The organism is Brevibacillus sp. M2.1A (assembly GCF_013284355.2).
In the GTDB taxonomy this organism is placed as follows: Bacteria; Bacillota; Bacilli; order Brevibacillales; family Brevibacillaceae; genus Brevibacillus.
Genome location: NZ_JABSUY020000001.1, coordinates 2,105,481 through 2,127,668, shown reverse-complemented (window position 1 = coordinate 2,127,668; position 22,188 = coordinate 2,105,481). Strand labels below are relative to the sequence as shown.

Annotated in this window: 22 protein-coding genes; 9 read left to right on the top strand and 13 right to left on the bottom strand. The window is 47.9% G+C overall.

Annotation, left to right across the window (positions count from 1 at the left end):
* Positions 1-90: 90 nt before the first annotated feature.
* Together HP567_RS10470 and HP567_RS10465 are read right to left on the bottom strand one after the other, a co-directional pair.
* Positions 91-1,524 (bottom strand): HAMP domain-containing sensor histidine kinase, encoded by a 1,434-nt coding sequence (locus HP567_RS10470; protein ID WP_173608764.1) that lies wholly within the window; start codon positions 1,522-1,524, stop codon positions 91-93.
* On the bottom strand, positions 1,490-2,173 hold the full coding sequence (locus HP567_RS10465) for a response regulator transcription factor (protein ID WP_173608765.1): 684 nt from the start codon (positions 2,171-2,173) through the stop codon (positions 1,490-1,492). Before HP567_RS10465 ends, HP567_RS10470 begins: the two co-directional genes overlap by 35 nt.
* A gap of 138 nt (positions 2,174-2,311) precedes the next feature.
* Here HP567_RS10465 and bluB point away from each other — a divergent pair, with 138 nt between their 5' ends.
* Positions 2,312-2,965 carry a 5,6-dimethylbenzimidazole synthase gene (gene bluB / locus HP567_RS10460; RefSeq protein ID WP_088906445.1) on the top strand — a complete coding sequence of 218 codons (654 nt, stop codon included), beginning with the start codon at positions 2,312-2,314 and terminating at the stop codon, positions 2,963-2,965.
* A 254-nt stretch (positions 2,966-3,219) separates the two neighbouring features.
* Here bluB and hrpB read toward each other — a convergent pair whose 3' ends face one another.
* Positions 3,220-5,724, bottom strand: coding sequence for an ATP-dependent helicase HrpB (gene hrpB, locus HP567_RS10455; protein WP_173608766.1), 2,505 nt, complete (start codon positions 5,722-5,724; stop codon positions 3,220-3,222).
* A 138-nt stretch (positions 5,725-5,862) separates the two neighbouring features.
* Here hrpB and HP567_RS10450 point away from each other — a divergent pair, with 138 nt between their 5' ends.
* Complete coding sequence (locus HP567_RS10450; protein ID WP_173608767.1) at positions 5,863-6,045, top strand: hypothetical protein; 183 nt, start codon at positions 5,863-5,865, stop codon at positions 6,043-6,045.
* Positions 6,046-6,081: 36 nt separating this feature from the next.
* A complete protein-coding gene (locus HP567_RS10445; RefSeq protein ID WP_173608768.1) occupies positions 6,082-6,942 on the top strand; it encodes an S-layer homology domain-containing protein in 861 nt (286 codons plus the stop codon).
* Between the two features lie 34 nt (positions 6,943-6,976).
* On the opposite strand, the gene HP567_RS10440 is transcribed toward HP567_RS10445, so the two are convergent.
* Positions 6,977-7,687 (bottom strand): DUF421 domain-containing protein, encoded by a 711-nt coding sequence (locus tag HP567_RS10440; RefSeq protein WP_173608769.1) that lies wholly within the window; start codon positions 7,685-7,687, stop codon positions 6,977-6,979.
* Positions 7,688-7,843: 156 nt separating this feature from the next.
* Between HP567_RS10440 and HP567_RS10435 the strand changes: the two genes are divergently transcribed.
* Complete coding sequence (locus tag HP567_RS10435) at positions 7,844-8,236, top strand: VOC family protein (protein ID WP_173608770.1); 393 nt, start codon at positions 7,844-7,846, stop codon at positions 8,234-8,236.
* A 41-nt stretch (positions 8,237-8,277) separates the two neighbouring features.
* Here the strand turns inward: HP567_RS10435 and HP567_RS10430 are convergent, their stop codons facing one another.
* Positions 8,278-9,786 carry a PH domain-containing protein gene (locus HP567_RS10430; protein ID WP_217366945.1) on the bottom strand — a complete coding sequence of 503 codons (1,509 nt, stop codon included), beginning with the start codon at positions 9,784-9,786 and terminating at the stop codon, positions 8,278-8,280.
* Positions 9,787-9,788: 2 nt separating this feature from the next.
* Positions 9,789-10,280, bottom strand: coding sequence for a PH domain-containing protein (locus HP567_RS10425; protein WP_173608772.1), 492 nt, complete (start codon positions 10,278-10,280; stop codon positions 9,789-9,791).
* Between the two features lie 308 nt (positions 10,281-10,588).
* Here HP567_RS10425 and ahpC point away from each other — a divergent pair, with 308 nt between their 5' ends.
* Both ahpC and ahpF read left to right on the top strand, forming a co-directional pair.
* Positions 10,589-11,152 (top strand): alkyl hydroperoxide reductase subunit C, encoded by a 564-nt coding sequence (gene ahpC, locus HP567_RS10420; RefSeq protein WP_016741021.1) that lies wholly within the window; start codon positions 10,589-10,591, stop codon positions 11,150-11,152.
* A 13-nt stretch (positions 11,153-11,165) separates the two neighbouring features.
* Positions 11,166-12,695, top strand: coding sequence for an alkyl hydroperoxide reductase subunit F (gene ahpF, locus HP567_RS10415; RefSeq protein ID WP_048031803.1), 1,530 nt, complete (start codon positions 11,166-11,168; stop codon positions 12,693-12,695).
* A 48-nt stretch (positions 12,696-12,743) separates the two neighbouring features.
* On the opposite strand, the gene HP567_RS10410 is transcribed toward ahpF, so the two are convergent.
* Both HP567_RS10410 and HP567_RS10405 read right to left on the bottom strand, forming a co-directional pair.
* The gene (locus HP567_RS10410) at positions 12,744-13,574 is read right to left on the bottom strand and encodes a prohibitin family protein (protein ID WP_173608773.1); all 831 of its coding nucleotides are present in this window, start codon (positions 13,572-13,574) and stop codon (positions 12,744-12,746) included.
* Positions 13,575-13,660: 86 nt separating this feature from the next.
* Complete coding sequence (locus tag HP567_RS10405; protein WP_007727516.1) at positions 13,661-13,876, bottom strand: hypothetical protein; 216 nt, start codon at positions 13,874-13,876, stop codon at positions 13,661-13,663.
* A 285-nt stretch (positions 13,877-14,161) separates the two neighbouring features.
* On the opposite strand from HP567_RS10405, the gene HP567_RS10400 reads away from it, so the two are divergent.
* From HP567_RS10400 to HP567_RS10390, 3 genes are all read left to right on the top strand, one after another.
* Positions 14,162-14,428 carry a CD3324 family protein gene (locus HP567_RS10400; RefSeq protein ID WP_173608774.1) on the top strand — a complete coding sequence of 89 codons (267 nt, stop codon included), beginning with the start codon at positions 14,162-14,164 and terminating at the stop codon, positions 14,426-14,428.
* An 83-nt stretch (positions 14,429-14,511) separates the two neighbouring features.
* Entirely contained in the window at positions 14,512-15,270 is a 759-nt protein-coding gene (locus HP567_RS10395; protein WP_173608775.1) for an MBL fold metallo-hydrolase, read from the top strand.
* The gene (locus HP567_RS10390) at positions 15,267-16,004 is read left to right on the top strand and encodes a class I SAM-dependent methyltransferase (protein WP_173608776.1); all 738 of its coding nucleotides are present in this window, start codon (positions 15,267-15,269) and stop codon (positions 16,002-16,004) included. Before HP567_RS10395 ends, HP567_RS10390 begins: the two co-directional genes overlap by 4 nt.
* A gap of 55 nt (positions 16,005-16,059) precedes the next feature.
* On the opposite strand, the gene HP567_RS10385 is transcribed toward HP567_RS10390, so the two are convergent.
* From HP567_RS10385 to HP567_RS10365, 5 genes are all read right to left on the bottom strand, one after another.
* A complete protein-coding gene (locus HP567_RS10385) occupies positions 16,060-17,901 on the bottom strand; it encodes an ABC transporter ATP-binding protein (RefSeq protein WP_173608777.1) in 1,842 nt (613 codons plus the stop codon).
* A 1-nt stretch (position 17,902) separates the two neighbouring features.
* Entirely contained in the window at positions 17,903-19,633 is a 1,731-nt protein-coding gene (locus tag HP567_RS10380) for an ABC transporter ATP-binding protein (RefSeq protein WP_173608778.1), read from the bottom strand.
* Between the two features lie 253 nt (positions 19,634-19,886).
* Complete coding sequence (locus tag HP567_RS10375; protein ID WP_173608779.1) at positions 19,887-20,303, bottom strand: VOC family protein; 417 nt, start codon at positions 20,301-20,303, stop codon at positions 19,887-19,889.
* Between the two features lie 80 nt (positions 20,304-20,383).
* The gene (locus HP567_RS10370; protein WP_173608780.1) at positions 20,384-21,691 is read right to left on the bottom strand and encodes an FtsW/RodA/SpoVE family cell cycle protein; all 1,308 of its coding nucleotides are present in this window, start codon (positions 21,689-21,691) and stop codon (positions 20,384-20,386) included.
* Positions 21,688-22,020, bottom strand: a complete 333-nt coding sequence (locus tag HP567_RS10365) for a PadR family transcriptional regulator (RefSeq protein ID WP_173608781.1) — start codon at positions 22,018-22,020, stop codon at positions 21,688-21,690. Before HP567_RS10365 ends, HP567_RS10370 begins: the two co-directional genes overlap by 4 nt.
* Between the last annotated feature and the right edge of the window lie 168 nt (positions 22,021-22,188).

Genomic DNA, 22,188 nt, shown 5'->3' with positions numbered 1-22,188 from the left:
ACGGAACGAATACGTCAGGGAAAAGTCAGATGAAGGCACAAAAAAAAAACGACCGGAGAGAAACCAGGTCGCTTTTCGATCATGCATGGATTATTTGCGCAAAATCAACGTGAAGGTGCTGCCTGACGCGGTACTCTCAGTCAGAATCAACACACCTCCTAACGCTTGGGCAATCATTCTGCTAAAAGACAAGCCAAGCCCCAGCCCACGGACGATGTGCTTCTTGTCCTCGCCACGGTAGAATCTCTCGAAGATCAAAGACTGTTCTTCTATCGGTATCCCACGTCCATTGTCCTTCACGTCAATGCGGATCTCTTCTCTTGATGCAGATAGTGACACGACGATCCTCCCCTCCGATTCCATCGCTTGTGCTGCATTATTTAGGAGATTGTACATGATTTGCTGCACTCGCAGCGGGTCGGTATCTATCATGATCGGATCAGAGGTACTTTCGATGTCCAGGCAGAGCTTCTCTTCTTCCTGCATAATTTTCCATTGGTGCGTAATTTCCCGGACCAGCTCCTGCATGTTTTGAGGCTGCCTGCGAATGCGAATGTCACCGACTGCAAAAGAGTTAAAATCGAGCAAATCCTCTACCATCTTTTGCAGACGTGTCGTTTCCTTCGTACAAATATCCAAAAACTCCTTGGCTTCCTCACCGCTCACAACCTCTTCCCTCACGGCTTGCACCAGCCCACTGATGGACGTAACAGGTGTTTTGAGTTCGTGGGTCACCCCTGCCAACAACTCGGTACGCATCATTTCCAGCTGCTTCAATCGCTCTGCCATTTCTCCAAAGGAATGAATGAGCTCATACACTTCTTGTTCGCGCTTGTTTTTATCCAATTGAATCTCGTAGTTTCCCAGCACGATTTGCTTGGCAGCGTCTGCCACATCCTTAATCGGCTGAGACAGCTTTTTCGTCAGCAAATAAATGACGAGCCAGCCAAGCAAACCGAGACCCAGAAGCATGATCGCGAGCAATTGAAATTCAGTCATGCTTCGTATCACCTGTTTTTGTGGGGTGAACAGCATGACCCATCCAACCACTCGCTCATCCACCTTAATGCTTTCCTTCACGAAAAGCACTTCTTCGCCCCGCGCAAGCTCAAACTGTGACAGGCTGTCATCCGCTTCCACCAGATCAGGCGCAATGCGCTTTAATTCCCCGGAAAAAGGACCAGGTACGCCAAATACCGGTTGCTTGTGTTCATCCAAGATCATCATAATTGGCTTGTAATTGACTCCGAGTGACTCCTGACGACTGTCCACAATACGAAACAAGAACGGAGCCATTTTTACCTTGCCTTCCACATCAATGACCCGATCCGCTACTTCCGCTGCCATCAGTCTCATAAAATCAAGGCGTTTTTGCGTCTCGCTATAAGAAATCCAGTAGCTGGATGCAATCCCGATCACGAAAAGGCCGATACACAAGATGATCAAGTATCGCGTCGTCCAATAGCGAAACAAAGAGGTGCGTTTTTTCTCACTCATATACGCACAGCTTGTAGCCCAAGCCACGATAGGTACGGATTTCCCCTTCGGATGTCGGCCAATTTTCCAAAGATCGCCGGATGCGTTTGATCGCGAGGTCTACTGCGCGATCACTTCCTTCGTAATCCATCCCCCACACCTGCTCGATGAGCTGTTCTCTGGTGAACGTCTGGTTTTTGTACTGCGCCAAAAAAAGAAACAGGCACAAGTCCTTTGGTGTGAACGCCAGTTCGATGCCGTGCAGCATGACGGAATACGCCTTGAAGTCGATTCTCAGACTGCCAAACTGCTTCACATGATTGCCTTCTATTAATTGTTTCGAGCGACGTAATACTGCATGTACGCGAGCGACCACTTCGTCGGCAATAAAGGGCTTGGTGATATAGTCGTCAGCACCTTGGTTCAGACCCGCCAGCTTGTTATCGATTTGTCCCAGCGCTGTCAGCATGATGACAGGACACGAGCTTTTGGCCCGAATATATTCGAGAATACTCCATCCGCTTCGTCCAGGCAGCATCACATCTAGCAAAACGAGCGCAGGATTGAGTGAATCAAACTTCCGCTCAGCTTCCTCGCCGTTAAATGCCTGTTCAACCCGAAAGTTGTTTTTTTCCAAATACGCCTTTAATACCCGAGAGATGGGTAACTCGTCTTCCACGATCAAGATGTTTTGCATACTCGTACTCTTTCTCCCCTCTGCTCGGACTAATCTTCCCTTTAGCGTAGGACATGAATATGTCAAGCAGATGTCTGGAAGGAAGCATACTTTGTAAGTAAAATAAAGAGACCAGAATGCAAATAGGGAGGTTTTCTCATGAAACGCTTAACCGCGGAAGAAAAAAACGGTTTGTATAAAGCCATTAGCAATCGTCGCGATATTCGTACCTTTCGCCCAGATCCTGTCGCCCCGGAAAAGCTCGCCATGATCTTGGCTGCTGCCCACCATGCTCCTTCTGTCGGATTCATGCAACCATGGAATTTTGTCCTGGTAGAAGACGACGCAACCAAACAAGCTCTCGCAGAATGTGCAGATAAAGAACGCCGGGCGCTTGCCATCCACTACGAAGGGACGGGACGAGAGTCGACCTTTTTGGAGTTGAAAATTCAAGGGATCAAGGAAGCGCCTGTCACCATCTGTGTCACTTGTGATCCTACACGTGGCGGGGACCATGTACTCGGACGCAATTCCATCCCGGAAACAGATATCATGTCTGTCAGCTGTGCGATCCAAAACATGTGGCTGGCAGCCTACGCCGAAGATTTGGCAATGGGTTGGGTCAGCTTTTACAAGAAGGCCGACGTGCGTCGTATCCTGAACATACCGCCGCATATCGATCCTGTCGCATTGCTGTCGATCGGTTACACGGATCATTATCCGGAACGTCCACTCTTGGAGCTGCACCAATGGAGACAACGTGAGGACTTGCAACAGTTGATTTATCGGGAGCAGTGGGGAAATAAGGCGTAAGCCTTGACCCCATACGAAAGAAAGGGCGCTGCAACTGCGGCACCTTTTTTTTACAAAAAAAAGACCGCCTGATGGAACAGGCAGCCCAGAGAAATAGAGGGGGTAGTACGTGATTCACGGTATCTTCCTGACGTACGCAAGCACGAAGAAGGTTTCACAATTGATGTGACTCACGAACATGGAACTAGCAAAATGGGAAATTTCACCTGACACGAAGCCCTCCCTCTATGCCCGAATATACCTAGCCAATCGATTTATATGCGTGGTCGCGTCCGGTTTGTCGGAATGGCCGCTAACGGATCTTCCGGCCAGTAATGCTTGGGATAACGTCCCTTTAAATCCTTTTTCACCTCAAAATACGCATGTGCCCAAAAGCTCGCCAAGTCCCGTGTCACTTGTACCGGACGATGAGCCGGCGAAAGCAGGTGCAATGTCAGCGGTACTTTGCCTCTGCCTATTCGCGGAGAGTCTTGCCAACCAAACAACTCCTGTAGCCGGACCGAAAGCACCGGTGCCGCTGGATCGCTGTAATCGACAGGAATTTTGGAACCGCTCGGGACGATCACATGGGTCGGAGCGTATTCGTCCAATTGTCTGCGCTGCTCCCATGACAGCATACTCTCCAGCAACGTCGTCACTGACAGCGACTGCAGGTCTTCCTTTTTTCTGAAACCATACAAATGGGGAGCGAGCCATTCCTCCAAGGAAGCAAGCAGTGCCTCATCTTCCATATTCGGCCAGCCTTCCTCCAGATGCTGCATAAAGAGCAAACGCTCCCGATACTGTCTCGCCTGCCGGTTCCACGGCAAAATCTCCAAGCCCTCTTCTTTTATTCCGTCCAAAAACGCTGTTAACACCTCATCTGGCGAAGCCTCCGCAGGTATTTCTGCCAACAGGATCGCGCCTAACCGCTTTTGCTTGCGGCTGCGAACTGCCCCAGCTGTATGCTCCCACCATACGTTCATTCGTTCGGTAATCTGCATCGCACAATCATTCAACAGCTCGCTTTCTTCCACACTAGCCGCCAGTAATATCCGACTGTCTGCACCTTGGTCATCGAGTTCTGCTGCCACAATATACGGCGAAGCAGTCAGTGGTTGCTGAACGGAAAAAGCCGCCCCACGCCCATTTCGAAGCAAATAGCGTCCATCTGCTCTTCGCTGGGCAATCCGATCCGGGTACGCAAACGCCAGTAGTCTTCCCGTTGCTTCTGTACGAGTGGGCGCATCACTGGGCATGTTGTTTATCCATATCCGTTTAAAGTGAGCCGCCTCATTCCAAAGTCTTTTGCATGCTCCTACATCAATCGGAAGCTCCACTGCAACACTCTGTTTGTTTGTTACCTGTCGGAGCAGTTCAACACGCGTACGCATATCCGCATCTGCCGAAGCTTGGCGCCCCCTCATAATATCTCGTTCTTCCAAGAGAACAGCCAGCTCGCAGGCCAGTTCACCTTCCCCCAGCTCATTCGCTTTTTGAATCATGTGGCCCAACCTCGGATGTACACCCATCCCAGCCAGCACTCGTCCATGTGCTGTGATTTGCTTCCGCTCATCGAATGCGCCCAGCTGAATCAGCAGCTCTTGAGCCTGTGCCATCGCTGGCTTCGGCGGGGGATTCAGCCATTCCAGCTCGTCCGGTGCCCCGACTCCCCACAGAGCCAGCTCTAAAGCGAGCACAGCCAGATCCGCTTCCATGATTTCAGGTGCCTGCTGTGGAATGAGCATGCGATCTTCTTGCTCTGTCCACAATCGAAAGCAGACCCCGGGTGCAAGACGTCCAGCCCTTCCTCGCCGTTGGTCAGCAGATGCTCTCGCTACCTTTGCAGTCTCCAGTCTCGTCATCCCCGTTCGTGGAGAAAAGCGCGGGACCCGTTTTAAACCACTATCAATCACGATGCGCACACCCTCGACAGTCAAGCTCGTCTCGGCAATAGTCGTAGCGAGGACAATTTTGCGCTCTCCTGTTTTCCCGGGCTGGATCGCCTTATCTTGTTCCTCCTGCGACAAATTTCCGTAAAGAGGCGCAATCCGTATATTCGATCCCACACCGCTTTCTTCGAGCAACGCTTGCACCCGATGAATTTCTTTGGCTCCCGGTAAAAAGACGAGCATATCTCCCTCTTCTTGTCTCAACGCATGGAAGATCATCTGGACAACCGCTTCCTCCAGACGGCCCTGCATCGGAGAAGTCAAAAAGTGCGTCTCCACCGGAAACATCCTGCCTTTACTACTGACAACAGGAGCATTCCCCAGCAAAGCTGACACGGGCTCTGCATCGAGGGTAGCGGACATCACGAGAATTCGCAGGTCCTCTCGAAACAAGCCTTGTGCCTGAAGACTAAGGGTCAGCCCTAAATCCGCGTGCAAATTCCGTTCGTGGAACTCGTCGAAAATAACAAGACCAACATCGGATAGCTCTGGATCATCCTGTAGCATTCTCGTTAAAATTCCTTCTGTCATCACTTCAATCCGTGTGTCTGGACCCACTCTTGATTCACGCTTGACCCGGTATCCGACCGTTTGCCCAACTTCTTCACCCAGCAAGGCAGCCATGTAGGCAGCGGCTTGACGTGCGGCCAGTCGTCGTGGTACCAGCATTACAATTCGGCGATTGTCCAACCAAGCTTCGTCACGCAAGGCCAATGGTACCCGCGTCGTCTTCCCCGCACCTGGAGCGGCTACCAACACTGCGTTTGTCTCTTTGCGAAGCGTGTTTACCAGCTCGGGCAATACTTCATTTATCGGCAATGCATTCATGTTTTCACCTCATACGAGCAATCATCCCTATTCATCATACACGATACAGGGATGTAGGATGAGTGTGGATCGTAATTGAAAATGACTGAATAATCATTCAATAGTGTAATGATTCCATCACTAGGGGAGGTGTGCAGTATGATTCACATTCATCATCAGGAAGATGTAGCCTGTTTCGAAGGGATTGTTCGCGTCGGGGATTGGGAATCGGCACCGATCATCGCGGCTTCGTCTGGCGAGTTTGACTCGCTCTATATCGTCACATCTGTTCTTGCAGTTCACCTTCCTTTTCCAGAGCCTGATAGTATACTAGAAGGATAATCCTTACCATTTCATAGAAAAAAGAGAGGAGAACATATGAAAGTCATCACGGTATTACTTGCACTCATTTTGGGGTTATCTGGTATTTATCCTGCAGTCACACATGCTGCTCCGAAATTTCATGATGTCGATCCGAAGAAATACGGCTGGGCCATGAATTCGATCTCCTTTATGGTAGATAAGGGTGTGGTGAGTGGTTATCCTGACGGTCGCTTTCAGCCTGAAAGATTGGTAGACAAAGCAGAATTGACCGTCATGATCTATCGCCTGTTTGATCGGTACAGACCGTACAAAGCTAACCAAAAGACAGATTACAGCAACTATCACATCGAGCGATTTGCCGACGTGCCCCAAAATCATTGGGCGTACACGGAGATTAGCTCGATTGTCACAAGAGACTGGTGGAATGCTGTCCGCTATTCGTCCAATGGCTACCTTTTTTCCCCAGACACAAAACTCAATCGAATTGGTGCGGCAAACGTCTTGCCCGTCTTTATGTTAGAAAACCAAGACATTCCGGCGGCAGAGGTCTTACAAATCCTTTCCGGCATGCGGGATATTCCCATCATCTTGACTCAGTATTCGCTTGACCCAAACTCGCCTGAAAACTTCTTCCAGGAGGATGGTCGGTACAACGAAGACGGGAGAGACCAAACGAATATCCTGTATCCGCTTCTCTTTGGCCAAGATGGCGATGAAATTTTGTTTTCGGATGACTACAGTGGAATCATAGGAACCAACCTCGCCCTCTTGCAAAAAACAGGGATCATGACTGCGTGGAACGGCAAGTTCGAGGGTGGAGAAATGCTGACCCGCGCGGAAGCTGTCACTATTTTGCACCGATTTTATAACCATTTGAAGAAAACAGGTACACTCAGCCAATACTCGAGCAAGTAAAAAACCTCCATCTCGGAGGTTTTTTTGCGCCACCTTATTCTTTGTCGATCGGATTAGTAATACCGTCCTCATACGGGTCGAAATAAATTTGTCCATTAGAGCTAATCACGGCGTAATTCACTTCCGCGACGCTCAATCCTTTTTTGCCCACCTGTGAGAGTAGCCACTCGATGGTTAAGCTATGTTGGCGTAAATTGCTCTGGATGATTTGGCCATCCATGATCAGTTCAATCGGGAATGTTTGTTTCTTTCCCGTTTTCAATTGCAAATCCCCGCGAGTGACAGGTAAAAACTGCGGTTTTCGCAGGACGGATATCTCTCCATTCAACTCCAGCACAGCATATTGAACTTCTTCGATATTAAAAATGTTTCTTTCCCTCAGCTCTTGATTCAGCGTATCCAAAGACAGCTTTTGCTTGCGCATGTTATCTTCGAGAATTCTTCCATCCTGGATAATCATCGTCGGTTGGCCCGAAAACCATTTTCGCATCTTCCGATTTTTCAGGGAGAGAATCATCAACAAATAGGCGATACCACTAAAAGTGAGTAATGTCACGAGCATGTGCGATATTTTGGCCATGGTGTTAAAGGCAAGATTTGCTGTCAGCGCCCCCAACGTGATCGCCGCGACAAAATCGTGATACGTCATTTGCGCAATCGTCTGCTTGCCCAACACCCTAGTAATGATCATCATGATCGCAAAAGCCAGCACTGCTCTCGCAATCATTTCCACAATAGATTCCATGCTCCACCCCGGGGATGACGAAATTTGCACCATACCCCAATTATAGCCATGTTTTTCAGCGGAGAACCCATCATAACTGCTTGCGCATACAGACTTTTTCTACAGATTCTTCTACAATAGAAAAAAATCATACCCATGGAAAGGAATGAAATTGATATGGCGATCAAAAAGCTAGAGCATGTGGGCTTGATGGTAAAAGATATGGAGGCCTCGATTGCCTTTTACACCGAAGTGGTTGGGATGGAGCTCAAAGGAAAGCTCGCTCATTCCAACGGAGTCATTACGCTTGCTTTTCTTGGATTTCCGGAAAGCACAGAGACAGAGCTGGAGCTCATTCACGGATACAGCGATTCCCTTCCGGTAGAGGGCAAAGTCCACCACATGGCGTTTGCTGTGGACAACCTCGAAGCTGAAATCGACCGATTGAAGCAACTACATGTAACTTTTATCGATCAGGAAATAACCACATTGCCGAACGGCTCTCGTTATATGTTCTTCAAAGGTCCAAATGGAGAATGGCTGGAGCTATTTGAAAGCACAAGAACGTAGAGGGAAAAGGTCCTCCTTTTCCTTCTACGCCCCCTCTCCTTCTATTCTACTTTGATCTCTTTTCTACGTCCCATATACCACTGATAAAACCCTTCCGCCAACTCTAACGGCACATCTGTTACCCCTTTATGACTCACTGGTTTGGCCCGATTGACCGTTTTGATGGAAGCAAGCCCTAGCTGCTTTTGCAAGAGGCCCCTTTTGACGCTGACCTCAATAATCTTTTCTCGTTTGGAGACAAATAAAGTCGTAGTTAGGCTCCCTGTTTGGAACTGAATAAAATGATCATTCAAGGTGTACCGGGTGTTGTAGAATTCAATGACTTCGAACGCCAGGATGAGCAGTGTCAACGCAATGGATATGACCCACCACGCTTGCTCCCATCCCCAAATATTCGGCTTGAAATAGGAAAGCGCACCTGTGCCTATGATCCAAATCCAGCTCGATCTGACCAAGCGAACCCATAACGATTTTTTGGGGAGACTCGTCATTTTTTCCGTCACTTCATACGCAGGCAATATTTCGGAGATCATCTCATACGCACGTTTTACCGGTAAAAATGGATAGAGTGAGCTGACATCCTGTTTATCTTTATCCGAATCACTATCCCCGCCGACAACCGTCAGCTTAACTTCGGCGAGACCCAGCATGCGCTTTAACAAAGATTGCTTGATTTTAATCGCCTGCACTCTCTCTTTTGCAATCGAAAAAGCTGTTTCTTCAATGACTCCTTTGGCAATGTAAATCCGCTCATGATCCGACGAAATCTCGTATTTTCCGTAACGAATATAGGTCGTGATCATGCCGAATACGATGGATAGGACGAGAAGTCCAACGGCAGTCAGCGTGACCCCTGTCCAGGAACTCGTAATCAGCGAATAAATTCCTACTACCTGCTCCTCCACGTCGATATATTCGGTGAGTTTGAAATACGCCCATACCAATAACGTAATCATCCCGAGGAAGCTGAGAGAAGTGAAGGAAGCCTTGATAATCTCTTTTTTCGTTGGCGTAAAGTGAATGATTCTCTCAGGAGTGGCATACGGCGTACCGATTTCCACCGAAGGGATTCCTTCTCTCCCTTTAGCTTCAGGCTCTTTCTCTAATCGCACTGCCTGTTTCGTGTAAGCCTCCAGTCGATCCGCTTCGTTCAGAGAAATCACCGCGAATTCCACGGAAGAATCATCCCCAACCATCCCTGTCTCAAACCGGATAGAAGTCACTTTAAAAATCCGGTGCAGCAACGTCGTATGTCGATTGACGTTTTGGATTTTGCTAAAGGGGATCGTTTGCTTTGTCTTCGTAAAAATCCCTTCGTAAAGCTGGAAAGCCGTATCATCCAGTCTATACTTATACGAAACCCATTTCATAAGCAGATAGGCCAGCATCCCTCCTACATAGATGTAAAAAACAATTCTCCCGTATGTAATGAATGCGTTTGTCGAGTCATGGTTGAACACAAACAGAATCAACACAGGAAAAAACAGATGCTTAGCTTGGATGATGAGCTCAAAAAGGATCGTTAGTGGATGGTATCGTTTTGCTTCCATCACTACTCCACTTCCTTTAATTTGGCGTAGTGTGCAATCTGTTCTCTTAATTGAGAAGCGACATCCCCCGGCAACCCTGGAATTTCGTGTGAGGAGCCCATTGTTTTAATCGAGATGGTGTACAGCCCGTACTTTCGCAAAATTGGTCCTTGTTTCGTTGAGACTGCTTGAATTTTCGTCATGGGAACAAGGAAATGTTTCTCTGTGATCACCCCGAATTTCATTTGCAGGAAATCTTCATCGATATCATACCGCCAGCTTTTATATAAAAAATACGGCTCGACAAAAGACCAGATCGTCGCGATCACACCGATAACGAGCAATCCGTGCAAACACCATCCAATCCATTCCTTCCAGGCAAAACGATTATCTAGATAATAAAGAACGCCCAAAATTACAAGCCCGATTACAACTGTAATCCCCGCAGTAATAAGCTCTACCTTGAACGCATCCTTGGACAAGCTCTTCTGTGGTGCGCTAATTCGAGAAGGCATATCATCACTCCTGTATGTTTATTCCGCTGTCCATGCTCCCTTTATTTCATACGTAAAACATTCCGTCTGGTTTCTACGAACGAATCGTCAATTTTTCATGCAGCAAACGAATACTCTTATGCCGTTCGAATCATACTAAATAATGGAGAAAACGGCTTGTAAAAATTATCACATTATAATCATTATAAAAAACTTGACTTACTGAATCATTTATTAAATAATAATCATTGTAAATTATATTCAAGCATGCCTCGTTACGCATGTCCTGAATATGTACTATACAAAAAACATATAAAGGAGCTAACACTATGTCACTCATCGGAACTGAAGTATTGCCTTTTAAAGCACAAGCATTCCAAAAAGGTAAATTCCTCGAAGTAACTGAAGCAAACTTCAAAGGTCAATGGAGCGTAGTTTGCTTCTACCCAGCAGACTTCACTTTCGTTTGCCCTACTGAACTCGAAGATCTGCAAAACCAATATGCAACTTTGAAAGAACTCGGTGTTGAAGTATACTCCGTTTCTACAGATACTCACTTCACTCATAAAGCATGGCATTCCAGCTCTGAAGCAATCAGCAAAGTAGAATACATCATGATCGGTGACCCTTCCCATGTGATCTCCCGCAACTTCGACGTATTGATCGAAGCTGAAGGTCTGGCAGATCGCGGTACATTCATCATCGACCCAGACGGTGTCATCCAAGCTGTTGAGATTACTGCAGGTGGCATTGGCCGTGATGCAAGTGCTCTGATCAACAAAATCAAAGCAGCACAATATGTTCGCAACAATCCAGGTGAAGTTTGCCCAGCTAAATGGCAAGAAGGTGGCAAAACACTGAAACCAAGCCTTGATCTCGTAGGCAAAATTTAAGGTGTGATATAAAATGGCCCTTGACCAAGAAATCAAAGCGCAACTAGAACAATATCTCGAGCTCTTGGAAGGCGATATTGTACTCAAGGTCAGTGCAGGCACGGATGAGGCATCCTCTGAGATGCTTGCACTGATTGATGAGCTAGCCAGCATGTCTTTGAAGATCAGTGTGGAGAAAGCAGAACTCACTCGCACACCTAGCTTTAGCGTAAACCGTGTCGGCGAAGATACTGGCGTTGTTTTTGCCGGTACTCCGCTGGGTCACGAATTTACTTCCTTGGTATTGGCTCTCTTGCAAGTTAGCGGAAGAGCTCCAAAGGTCGAGCAAAGTGTCATTGATCAAATCAAAGACCTTCGTGGTGAATATAAGTTCGAATCTTACATCAGCTTGAGTTGCCACAATTGTCCAGATGTTGTCCAAGCTCTGAACTTGATGAGTATCTTCAATCCTGGTATTACTCATACAATGATTGACGGTGCCGTATTCAAGGACGAGGTAGAGAGCAAAAACGTGATGGCTGTGCCAAGCGTTTTCCTCAATGGCGAATTTTTCGAAAGCGGCCGTATGACCGTGGAAGAAATCCTTGCCAAGCTGGGGTCTGCTCCGGACGCATCCGAGTTTGACAATAAAGACCCGTACGATGTGCTTGTTGTGGGCGGTGGCCCAGCAGGTGCTAGTGCGGCGATCTATGCAGCACGCAAAGGGATTCGTACTGGTCTCGTTGCTGAACGCCTTGGGGGTCAAGTCAATGACACATTGGGCATTGAGAACTTCATCAGTGTGAAATACATTGAAGGTCCTCAGCTCGCAGCCAACTTGGAAAAGCAAGTAAAAGAGTATGGCATTGATGTCATGAAGCTGCAACGTGCCAAGCGTTTGGAGAAGAAGGATTTGATCGAAATTGAACTCGAAAACGGCGCTGTTCTGAAGAGTAAGACAGTCATCTTGTCGACAGGTGCTCGTTGGCGGAATCTGGGTGTACCAGGTGAAGCAGAGTTCAAGAACAAGGGTGTAGCTTATTGCCCTCACTGCGATGGTCCTTTGTTCATCGGCAAAGATGTTGCCGTTGTTGGCGGCGGTAATTCAGGTGTGGAAGCAGCGATTGATCTCGCAGGTATTGTGAAACATGTAACCGTTCTGGAATTCTCGCCAGAACTGAAAGCTGACGCAGTCTTGCAAGATCGTCTTTACAGTCTGCCAAATGTCACAGTACTCAAAAACGTTCAAACCAAAGAAATTACGGGTACGGATAAAGTAAACGGCATTTCTTACATCGAACGTGAGACAGGCGAAACCAAGCACATTGAATTGCAAGGTGTGTTTGTACAGATCGGTCTGGTACCGAATACAGATTGGTTGGGCGACACGATTGAGCGTACTCGCTTTGGTGAGATCGTAGTAGACAGCCATGGTTCTACAAACATCCCTGGTGTTTTTGCTGCCGGCGATTGCACGAACAGTGCTTATAAACAGATCATCATTTCGATGGGATCTGGTGCTACTGCGGCTTTGGGAGCTTTTGACTATCTCATCCGCAACTAATAACAAAGCCACTCCTCTTCAAGGGAGTGGCTTTGTTTATTTATTCGGTTATGGGGTACCCACGTTGATAAACGGAGTAGCTCCGCCTGTAACGTTCGGCAGCTTTCCATCCCATTTGCGGATCGCTTCGAGTTGCGCCTCAATCTGTCTGAGCTGAATCAGCTCTGGCGTTACCTCTTGTTTTTGCAGGCGCAGTGCTTGTGCCTGTGCTTCTGCTCTCGTGATTTCTTGCTCTTTCTCGATCTTGATCCGCTCCAGGTCCAGCTTCGATTTGAGCGCTTGCTGCTCAGCTACCTGCTTGGATTCAATAGCGCGGTTAAATTCATCACTGAAAGTAAACTCGCGAATATTGATTTCGTCGAGGATAATGTTATAATTTGACAGCTTTTTATGCAGGACTTCTTTTACCTTTTGGCTTACCTCGGAACGCTTGGATACCAGTTCTTCTGCTGTGTATTGAGCGGTCACGGCTTTAAATGATTCGGCAATGGCAGGATCAACAATTCGGCTATTGTACTCCAATCCCACTTGCTGGTACAGTTTATTGACATTTTCTGCATCCAAATGATGGTTAACAGCAATCGTCGTAGATACGGTTTGCAGGTCACGTGAAGCGGAAGTCTGACTCATTTCTGATTTTTGCACCCGCACTTCCATCGGCACTACGGTTTGGATGAACGGAATTTTAAAATGCATGCCCTCTTGCAGCACTTTTGGCTGTACCGCTCCAAGCTGCAGCACAACCCCACTATGCCCTGCGGAAATAATCGTAAAGGATTGTGTGCCAAGCAAGACCAACACGACCAGTATCAAAATCGTTGCGATCAGCTTTCCTCCAGCTTGAAAGGGACTCATTTTTACAACATTTTTGTCGCTCATACTCGTCCTCCCTCTATCTATACATGCTCATTCATTTATACGAGAGTGTGGGCTGTAAGTTTCAAGAAATTTATGAAAAATACATGTCATGAGCGCTCTGCTTTCGAAGCCTCCAAAAGGACATGCGCCATGCGCTCTGCCTCGATTTTGCATAGCTCAAATTCAACTTCACCAGATACATGCGAAATCAACTGGATGACTTCCTCACACCCGTGATTGCATATTAAAAACTGTCCCCACCGCACTTCAGAACGTGGTACCTTACGAGCGGAAAAGCCGCTTTGAAAGCCGCCAAGACTCATCTTTTCTCATCTCCATCCAAAAAACAATCTACGTATCCCTCTCATCTTACCCTTTCTTTCGCAAGCAAGGAAAAGATGTTTATTGAAGGAACTTCCCTTTCTCACTACTATAGAGACAAGAAGGGAGATGATTTAAATGCGAGACCCTTATGTACGAAGAGCCGAATGCGGCTCTGAGCAGAGAGTTCTTCTTTCTCTTGGTTCAGAGCCTTCCCCATATTGAGTTGAAGATCTCTTTGCTCATCTATATACGCACATCACGCTATATAGACAGGAGCAAAGCACATGAAATACAAAAATGCACAAGACCTTTTGCCAGACGATCTGCTGCGACAAATTCAGCATTATATACAAGGAAGTTACTTGTACATCCCCATCCACCACGAAAACAAACGACAATGGGGGTCCTCCACAGACACAAAGCAATGGCTAAACGAGCGCAATCAGGCTATTTGGCAGGCCTATCACGAAGGGGCTTCTGTCAAAATGCTCGCCCAGAAGCATTACTTGACCGAACACAGTATTCGGCGGATTATTCGTGGACATAAATGAGACAGAGAAAAAGTCGACCGTGTGTCTGCTCTACTCTTGCGTTACACTCCTTTTTAAGATCAGTCAGTCAGGAGGGACAACGTATGAACCAGATTCACTTTCTCGACATTTCGTTTATGTACAATGGATCTGCACAGGTCATTACCCCGGTGCTGTTGCAGGATGAGCATGAACTGATTCTTGTAGACTGTGGGTATCCGGACTTTTTGCCTCTGCTTCAGGAGGCCGCACACAAGCAACAGCTTACGCTCGATGACCTTACGAAGGTCATTGTGACGCATCACGATATGGATCACATCGGTTCTTTGGCAGCGTTAAAAAGAACCTATCCGCACCTCGAAATCATCGCCTACGAAGGCGAAGCACCATACATCGCCGGACAAAAGACATCTTTGCGATTGGAACAGGCGCAAGCAACACTGGAGCATCTGTCGTCGGATGAAAAGCAGAACGCTCATGAATTTATTCGCTTTTTACAGTCCATCGAGCCCACAGCGGTTGATCGAACCGTAACGAATGGCGAACGCCTGCCTTGGTGCGGCGGCATCGAGATCATTCACACACCTGGACATATGCCGGGACATATTTCGTTGTATGTGATCGCAAGCAAAACGCTGATTGCCGGTGATGCTGTTGTAATCGAAAACAGTAGACTCGAAATCGCCAATCCGTTCTATACGCTGGATATGCAGGAAGCGATTCGCTCTGTCCGCCGCTTGCTCGATTATGACATCGAGCAGTTGATTTGCTATCATGGTGGATTGTTCCAGGGGGACGTCAAGCAAGCACTTCGAGATTTAATCCAAGCCTACGACCCGACGCCGGAGGTTTTGAACGGATGAAACAGAACAAATACGATGAGCCAGGTTTTTTCACCACTTACAGTCAAATGGCCCGTTCGGTTGAGGGACTGAACGCCGCAGGAGAATGGCACGCTTTTCGGGAGCTACTGCCTTCCCTTCGCGGGAAAAAAGTACTCGATTTAGGCTGTGGCTTCGGCTGGCACTGCCGTTATGCGCGCGAGCAGCAGGCCCGCTCCGTTATAGGTGTGGACCTTTCCGAAAAAATGCTGGCTCGTGCCAAAGAGACGACAACAGATCCCGCCATTGAGTATCTGCGTCTTCCGATTGAAGACATTGATTTTGCTCCAGAGCAATTCGACGTCGTCATCAGCTCCTTGGCCATTCATTATGTGGAGCGCTTTGACTTGCTTTGCCAACGTGTTTATCACTGTCTTGCTCCTAGAGGTTCCTTCGTTTTCTCCGTGGAGCATCCCGTCTTCACTGCTCTGGCTGAACAGGACTGGCATTACGGCCCCCAAGGCGAACGCTTGCACTGGCCAGTGGACAACTATCAGCAGGAAGGCATCCGGCATACCAGCTTTCTGGATCATGAAGTTGTCAAGTATCACCGAACGTTTTCGAGCTATATGAACGACCTCCTTGCTGCCGGATTTCACCTAACAAAAGTCGCCGAACCTGGCCCTCCTGAAGAAATGCTGGATATACCCGGGATGCGAGACGAAATCCGTCGGCCGATCTTCTTGTTGATCGCTGCCAGCAAACCAGCATCCTAACTATTAAAAAGCCCCCGTCCTCCACGTCATTTCCGTGTTTGGACGGGGTGCTCTGTTATTCCCCAGCAGCCTCCAGATTTTTAAACTGGTTGTAAAACAATTGATAGTAGGTACCTTTTTGTTCGATAAGTTCGTCGTGACTGCCTTTTTCCACGATCTCTCCCCGATCCACGACCATAATCATGTCGGCATCCCGAATGGTATTAAGCCTGTGTGCAATCACAAAGCTCGTACGTCCCTCCATAATGGTGAGGAGCGCATCCTGGATATTCAGCTCTGTCCGTGTGTCGATACTGCTTGTCGCCTCGTCGAGTATGAGCAGCGAGGGCTTGGCGAGTATGACGCGGGCAATCGCCAAAAGCTGGCGTTGTCCCTGACTCAGGTTGCCCCCATTTTCCGTCAGCATCGTATCATAACGCATCGGAAGCCGATTGATGAACACATCTGCATTTGCCATTTTCGCAGCGGCTACTACCTCCGTATCTGTCGCATCCGGCTTGCCGTACATAATATTTTCCTTGATGGTACCAGAAAACAAGTACGTATCCTGCAAAACAAAGCCAAAGCTGCGCCGCAAGCTGTCCCGCGAATACTCTCGAATGTCTTTTCCGTCCAAATAAATCGTACCCGAGGTCACATCATAAAACCGCGTGAGCAAATTCACGATAGTGGTTTTGCCTGCACCCGTCGGTCCGACTAGCGCGATGGTGCTCCCTGCCTGTGCCTCGAAGCTGATATTTTTCAAAATCAGTTGATCGGGACGATAGCCAAAGCTGACCTGATCAAAGACGACGTGACCCTTCGGCTGTGCGAGCACAGTGGCACCCGGAGAATCCACTGGCTCCTCTTGTTCATCCAATACCTCAAACACCCGCTCCGCCCCAGCAACACCGGATTGAAGCACATTGAAAATATTCGCGAGGTCATTCAGCGGACGGACAAACTGGCGGGAATAACTGAGAAAACTCGCAATCACACCTACTGTGATCAATCCTTTGACAGCGAGAACGCCTCCGACAATCGCCACCATGGCAAAGCCGAGGTTGTTAATCACGTTCATGATCGGCATGAGAAAGCCCGTCCATACCTGTGCCTTCATCCCGACCTTGCAGAGCCGTTCATTGATCGTCGTAAAGTCCTCAATGGCTTTTTGCTCATAATTGAAGGCCTGCACTACCTGTATGCCTGAAATCGTCTCTTCAATGTGTCCGTTAAGCTTGCCTAGCTCCATCTGCTGATTTTTGAACAGTACGCTCGTTCGTTTGGCAATCGTGCGTGTGAGCAGGAACACGAGTGGCACCGTGATCAGGCATGCGAGTGTCAGGATCGGAGACAAGACGAGCATCATCACCAGCGAACCGAGGAGCACGATCCCTCCTGACATCAATTGCGTTGTGGATTGGGAAATGGAGTTGCTGACGTTGTCGATATCATTCGTGAGCCTGCTCATCAACTCGCCGTGCGTGCGAGCGTCGAAATAAGCAATCGGCAACTTTTGCAGCTTGTCAAAAAGGGTTTGCCTTAGATTCGTGACGATCCGTTGCGAGATGCCTGCCATCAACCAGCTTTGCAAAAACGTCAGTGCCCCATCCAAGATGTACGAGCCGAGCAACGCAAGAATGATGATAGACAAAAAGCTAAGAGCTTCCTCGCCACCTGTCATCGCATCTATCGACTTTCCGATCAAATAAGGCGCAGACAGCATGAGTAATGCATCGACAAAAACAATGCCGAATACAATCGGCAGCAGCCTTTTTTCTTTGCCAAAAGCTTGCCAGAGCCTTTTTAGTGTACCTGAAAAATTTTTGGGCTTACTCACTGGACCTCTGGCAGCACCATGTCCAAAGCCTCGACCAGGTCTCGGTGAAAAGACAGGCTGTTGCTTCTGTTGACTCACCTTACTTCACCTCCCGGCCGATTTGTGACTGAAAGATTTCCTGATATACGTGGCAAGAGGTCATCAATTCGTCATGCGTACCGATGCCAGCAACTTCTCCATTGTCGAGTACAATGATTTTATCCGCATCCATGACAGACGTAATCCGCTGGGCAATCAGGATGCAGGTGAGGCCAGCCGCATAGGCTCGAAGCGCATCCTTAATCTTCCCTTCTGTCGCCACATCTACCGCACTCGTACTATCGTCGAGAATGAGGATTTCCGGCTTTTTCACCAAGGCTCTGGCGATGGAAATGCGCTGCTTTTGCCCTCCAGAAAAGTTGACTCCTCCCTGCCCTACGCGTGTTTCATAGCCTTCAGGAGTGGCGGAGATGAACTCGTGAGCCTGTGCCATGCGTGCCGCTTGCTCGACTTCCTCGTGGGTAGCCTCTGCCTTGCCCCAACGAATATTTTCCATCACCGTGCCTGTAAACAGCATGGTTTTTTGCGGGACAATCGCCATTTTTTCTCGCAATCGCTTCGGTTCGATGTCGCGTACATCGATGCCATCTACCATAATCGTGCCTTCCGTTACGTCATAAAACCGTGGAATCAAGCCAACCAGACTGCTTTTTCCAGCGCCTGTCGACCCGATAATCCCGACGGTCTCCCCCGGCAGACAAGTAAATGAAATCTGCTTGAGTACCGGCTGGCCACCCTCTCCATCATACGAGAAGCTGACCTCCTCGAAGTCGATGCGTCCCTTTTTGCCTGGAAGCTCCTGAGGTTGTTCTTCTTTCCAGCTCATTTGGATTTCCTCTGCAAATACTTCTCCGATGCGTCCCGCTGATGCTTTAGCCCGTACAAACATGTTAAATACCAAGGAAATCATCATGAGTGAAAACAGGATTTGCGTCATGTAGTTCGTAAACGCGATGATATGTCCGACTTCGATGCTACCTTGTTCTACGCCAAGACCCCCAAGCCATAGGACCGCGACAATTCCGAGGTTCATCGTCAGCATGATCGCTGGACTGAAAATGGACATTACCCGCGTAGCCGAGACCGATTTGGATTGCAGCTCTTCGTTTGCCCGTGTAAATTTGCCACGCTCAAAATCAAAACGATTGAATGCCTTAACGACTCGTACCCCAGATAAATACTCACGCATCGCACCATTCACTCGGTCGAGCGCTTGCTGTACCTTCAGGAAGAACGGGAAACCGATTTTCATATTCAAGAAAATAAACAATCCCACAATGGGCACGACAATGGCGAGAATCACCGCCAAATCCGCGTTCAATTGGGTTGCCATAAACAACCCGCCAATGCACATCAACGGCGCTTTGACGAAGATTCGCATCATGCCGTTTACAAACATTTGTACTTGATTAACGTCATTGGTCAGACGTGTCACGAGCGAGGCTCTGTCGAATTTGTTCAAGTTTTCAAAGGATAAGGACTGCACTTTGGAAAACAAATCTGCGCGCAGCTGCGCACCAAAGTTTTGCGAGACGTATGAAGCCAGCACATTACGGATCGATGCCGCAATTGCCCCCAGCGCCGTAACGAGCAGCATCAGCCCACCGGTCTTGAGCACGTAATCCATATCCCGGTTTGCTACACCCGTATCGATAATGTGCGACAGGATCGTCGGCTGCAAAAGATCACATACCGCCTCCAAAGCTAAGAAAAACATGGAAATCCCGGCGACTACGCCGTATTTTTTTATGTAGGTTGTGTAGAAGCGCATCCGTTCACCCCATCTGTGTTCTTACGTACAAGATAACGCTTAGCTAGCGAAATGTCACGAGTGATTGTCAAAATGAAAGTGTGTAGCTCAATCACTGTTAAAAGGCATGGAAGGGGTTTATAGTGCTGACGTTTTTTGACCCCGGACGGGAATCCACTTGGGATGTGCCAGTATTGAATGGACAAAAAGGGCAAAAAGCTGGAATCTTTTTTCGATCCCATGCTTTTTGCCCTCAGTTCGTTTACTCCGTCTTTTATTCCTGTGGAACAGCGCTTTGATCCATATGCAAGAACTCCCACAGATGGCCATCCAAATCTTGAAAGCTCCAGCCGTACATGAAGCCATGGTCAACCGGGTCTTTCGATGGAGTTGCACCCGCAGCAAATGCTTTGTTTACGATCTCATCGACCTGCGCTCTACTGTCCGCAGACAACGCGACAATGACCTCGGTACTTCTGGTTGCATCCGTCAGCTCTTTTTTCGTAAACGTTTGGAAAAACTCTTCAACGAGCAGCATGGCAAAAATGTTTTCGCCGATCACCATGCATGCTGCATTTTGATCCGTAAATTGCGGGTTAAATTCATACCCGATCGCCGTAAAAAAGTCGATTGATTTGTTGAGGTCCTTCACGGGTAAATTAACGAAAATTTGTTTGGATTGCAATGCCATGTGTGATTCCTCCTCGGGTTTGTTTTTCCTTGATGTCTATATCCTAGCATTTCCGATTACCCGAGGCTTCTCATCGATTGCTATTTTGCCATGTAAGTATGTGGCTTTCCAATTGAGCTTCTATGCCGATGGACGCTCAGAACGAGACCTAAGACAGCGAAATGAGCCAAAGCAGTCCCTATGTTGCCATAGCTGAGAAAAGGAATCTCAATATTCACGATTGGCAGCATGCCGGTTGACATCAGCAGTGGCCAAACGAAGAACAGAGAGAATAAAGGAACGATACTGACAATGAGATGCTTCCCATACGGCTCGTCCACTTCCTTGACTACCCGAGCCAGTCTTATTATAAACAGAACAATGGCTAACAAGATCAAAATGCCCGCAATCCAGCCATAACTATGGATTAAGTAAGTAAATTTGAAATCGGAGTCTAAATAAGGCATTCTCGGTAATGGAGCATTGGAGCCCCTTCCCCAAAAACCTGCCGAGCGAATTGCTTCCATCGCCTCTAGATATTCATATCCCTTTCCGAGCGGATCTTGGGTCGGTTGTACCCAGCCCTGCACCCTTCCTAGCGTGTATCTATCCAATAAACAGGCAGCTGTCCAAACAATAGCAGACACAATCATTAGATAGAGTTTTTCTTTCCGGACGGTTTTCGTATACATCATGAGTATCATGAATCCAAATAGGTACAGCATGAGTTCCATAATCGATCCAGCCATAACAAAGAGGCAAGCTGGCAGCAAAACAAATACGGTCAGCTTGGAAGCCGTGCTCCGAAATCGCCACGTCCTGGTAAGAAGCATACCCGCAACGCTTATGAGAAACAAATACATGGACATTGCCACAAAATCGATCCTAATCGAGCCACCAAGGTACATATATGTTTTTCCATTCATTGTATAGCCGTACGCAAGAATGAGAAAAAACACGCCCACAGTCAGCATGTACAAATGCAACGAGTACCGCAAAAGCTTGCGATAATCCGTAAAAGTAACAGCGAGCATCACCCCGATACCAAATAAGGCATAGAACCAGTAACTGTCCAGTTTAAACTCGATAAAACTGACCTGCATGCCATACATCGTAAACAACCCTACAGCCAGGAAAGCCACCACATACACTAGAAGCCTCCACTCCACTTTGGGCTTATAAATCCGATGCAGCTGCTTCCCAACCGCAGCAGAATCCCCCATTTGCAAAATGGCTTGCCTTACCGCTTCTTCCTCTCCCAACCCCTCGTCCATCTGCTCATCCATCAAATCTAGCAAGTGACTTTCCAGCTCATCCCGAATTCTGCGATGCATTTCCGTTGCCCGCACATGGCGACATACTTGATCGAGATAGTCTGCAATCAATGGATGTGTATTCGTCTGCTTCATGCTCTTCCCTCTCCCAGCACCCGATCAATCCCATCGCGGAACGTATGCCACTCGAGCTTTTTCTCCTTCAATTGCCCGCAACCTTCTGCCGTAATCCGATAGTATTTACGCTTCCTCCCATCCTTCTCATCCCAATACGCCTCCACATAACGCTCCGCTTCGAGTGCATGCAAGATCGGATACAACGTCCCTTCTTTTAGCGTAAACAAACCATTTGACTCCTTCTCGATGGCTTTCGTGATCTCGTACCCGTACATTTCCTTTCGATCCAGCATCGTCAAGATCAGGATCACGGTACTGCCTTTTAAAAGCTCCTTATTGATTTTCATAGTGCCTCCCGATTTAACCGCAGATACCTAGATAAACAATACATCATAAATCTATGTATATGATTCTATCACCCAAATCTTGTAAGATCAACACATGTGTAACATCAGCTTTCACGGTACGTCTACCGTCTACAGATAAAAGTCGAAAGAAAAAAGACCCTTTTGCCC

Excerpts from the sequence above, each read along its gene's own strand:
- HP567_RS10375 (WP_173608779.1), bottom strand. The coding sequence starts at position 20,303 with ATGGCATTGCAATCCAAACAAATTTTCGTTAATTTACCCGTGAAGGAC.
- HP567_RS10370 (WP_173608780.1), bottom strand. The coding sequence starts at position 21,691 with ATGAAGCAGACGAATACACATCCATTGATTGCAGACTATCTCGATCAA.
- HP567_RS10380 (WP_173608778.1), bottom strand. The coding sequence starts at position 19,633 with ATGCGCTTCTACACAACCTACATAAAAAAATACGGCGTAGTCGCCGGG.
- HP567_RS10365 (WP_173608781.1), bottom strand. The coding sequence starts at position 22,020 with ATGAAAATCAATAAGGAGCTTTTAAAAGGCAGTACCGTGATCCTGATC.
- HP567_RS10435 (WP_173608770.1), top strand. The coding sequence starts at position 7,844 with ATGGCGATCAAAAAGCTAGAGCATGTGGGCTTGATGGTAAAAGATATG.
- HP567_RS10395 (WP_173608775.1), top strand. The coding sequence starts at position 14,512 with ATGAACCAGATTCACTTTCTCGACATTTCGTTTATGTACAATGGATCT.
- ahpC (WP_016741021.1), top strand. The coding sequence starts at position 10,589 with ATGTCACTCATCGGAACTGAAGTATTGCCTTTTAAAGCACAAGCATTC.
- HP567_RS10450 (WP_173608767.1), top strand. The coding sequence starts at position 5,863 with ATGATTCACATTCATCATCAGGAAGATGTAGCCTGTTTCGAAGGGATT.
- hrpB (WP_173608766.1), bottom strand. The coding sequence starts at position 5,724 with ATGAATGCATTGCCGATAAATGAAGTATTGCCCGAGCTGGTAAACACG.
- HP567_RS10405 (WP_007727516.1), bottom strand. The coding sequence starts at position 13,876 with ATGAGTCTTGGCGGCTTTCAAAGCGGCTTTTCCGCTCGTAAGGTACCA.
- HP567_RS10465 (WP_173608765.1), bottom strand. The coding sequence starts at position 2,173 with ATGCAAAACATCTTGATCGTGGAAGACGAGTTACCCATCTCTCGGGTA.
- HP567_RS10430 (WP_217366945.1), bottom strand. The coding sequence starts at position 9,786 with ATGGAAGCAAAACGATACCATCCACTAACGATCCTTTTTGAGCTCATC.
- HP567_RS10390 (WP_173608776.1), top strand. The coding sequence starts at position 15,267 with ATGAAACAGAACAAATACGATGAGCCAGGTTTTTTCACCACTTACAGT.
- HP567_RS10410 (WP_173608773.1), bottom strand. The coding sequence starts at position 13,574 with ATGAGCGACAAAAATGTTGTAAAAATGAGTCCCTTTCAAGCTGGAGGA.
- HP567_RS10440 (WP_173608769.1), bottom strand. The coding sequence starts at position 7,687 with ATGGAATCTATTGTGGAAATGATTGCGAGAGCAGTGCTGGCTTTTGCG.
- HP567_RS10400 (WP_173608774.1), top strand. The coding sequence starts at position 14,162 with ATGAAATACAAAAATGCACAAGACCTTTTGCCAGACGATCTGCTGCGA.
- ahpF (WP_048031803.1), top strand. The coding sequence starts at position 11,166 with ATGGCCCTTGACCAAGAAATCAAAGCGCAACTAGAACAATATCTCGAG.
- HP567_RS10425 (WP_173608772.1), bottom strand. The coding sequence starts at position 10,280 with ATGCCTTCTCGAATTAGCGCACCACAGAAGAGCTTGTCCAAGGATGCG.
- HP567_RS10445 (WP_173608768.1), top strand. The coding sequence starts at position 6,082 with ATGAAAGTCATCACGGTATTACTTGCACTCATTTTGGGGTTATCTGGT.
- bluB (WP_088906445.1), top strand. The coding sequence starts at position 2,312 with ATGAAACGCTTAACCGCGGAAGAAAAAAACGGTTTGTATAAAGCCATT.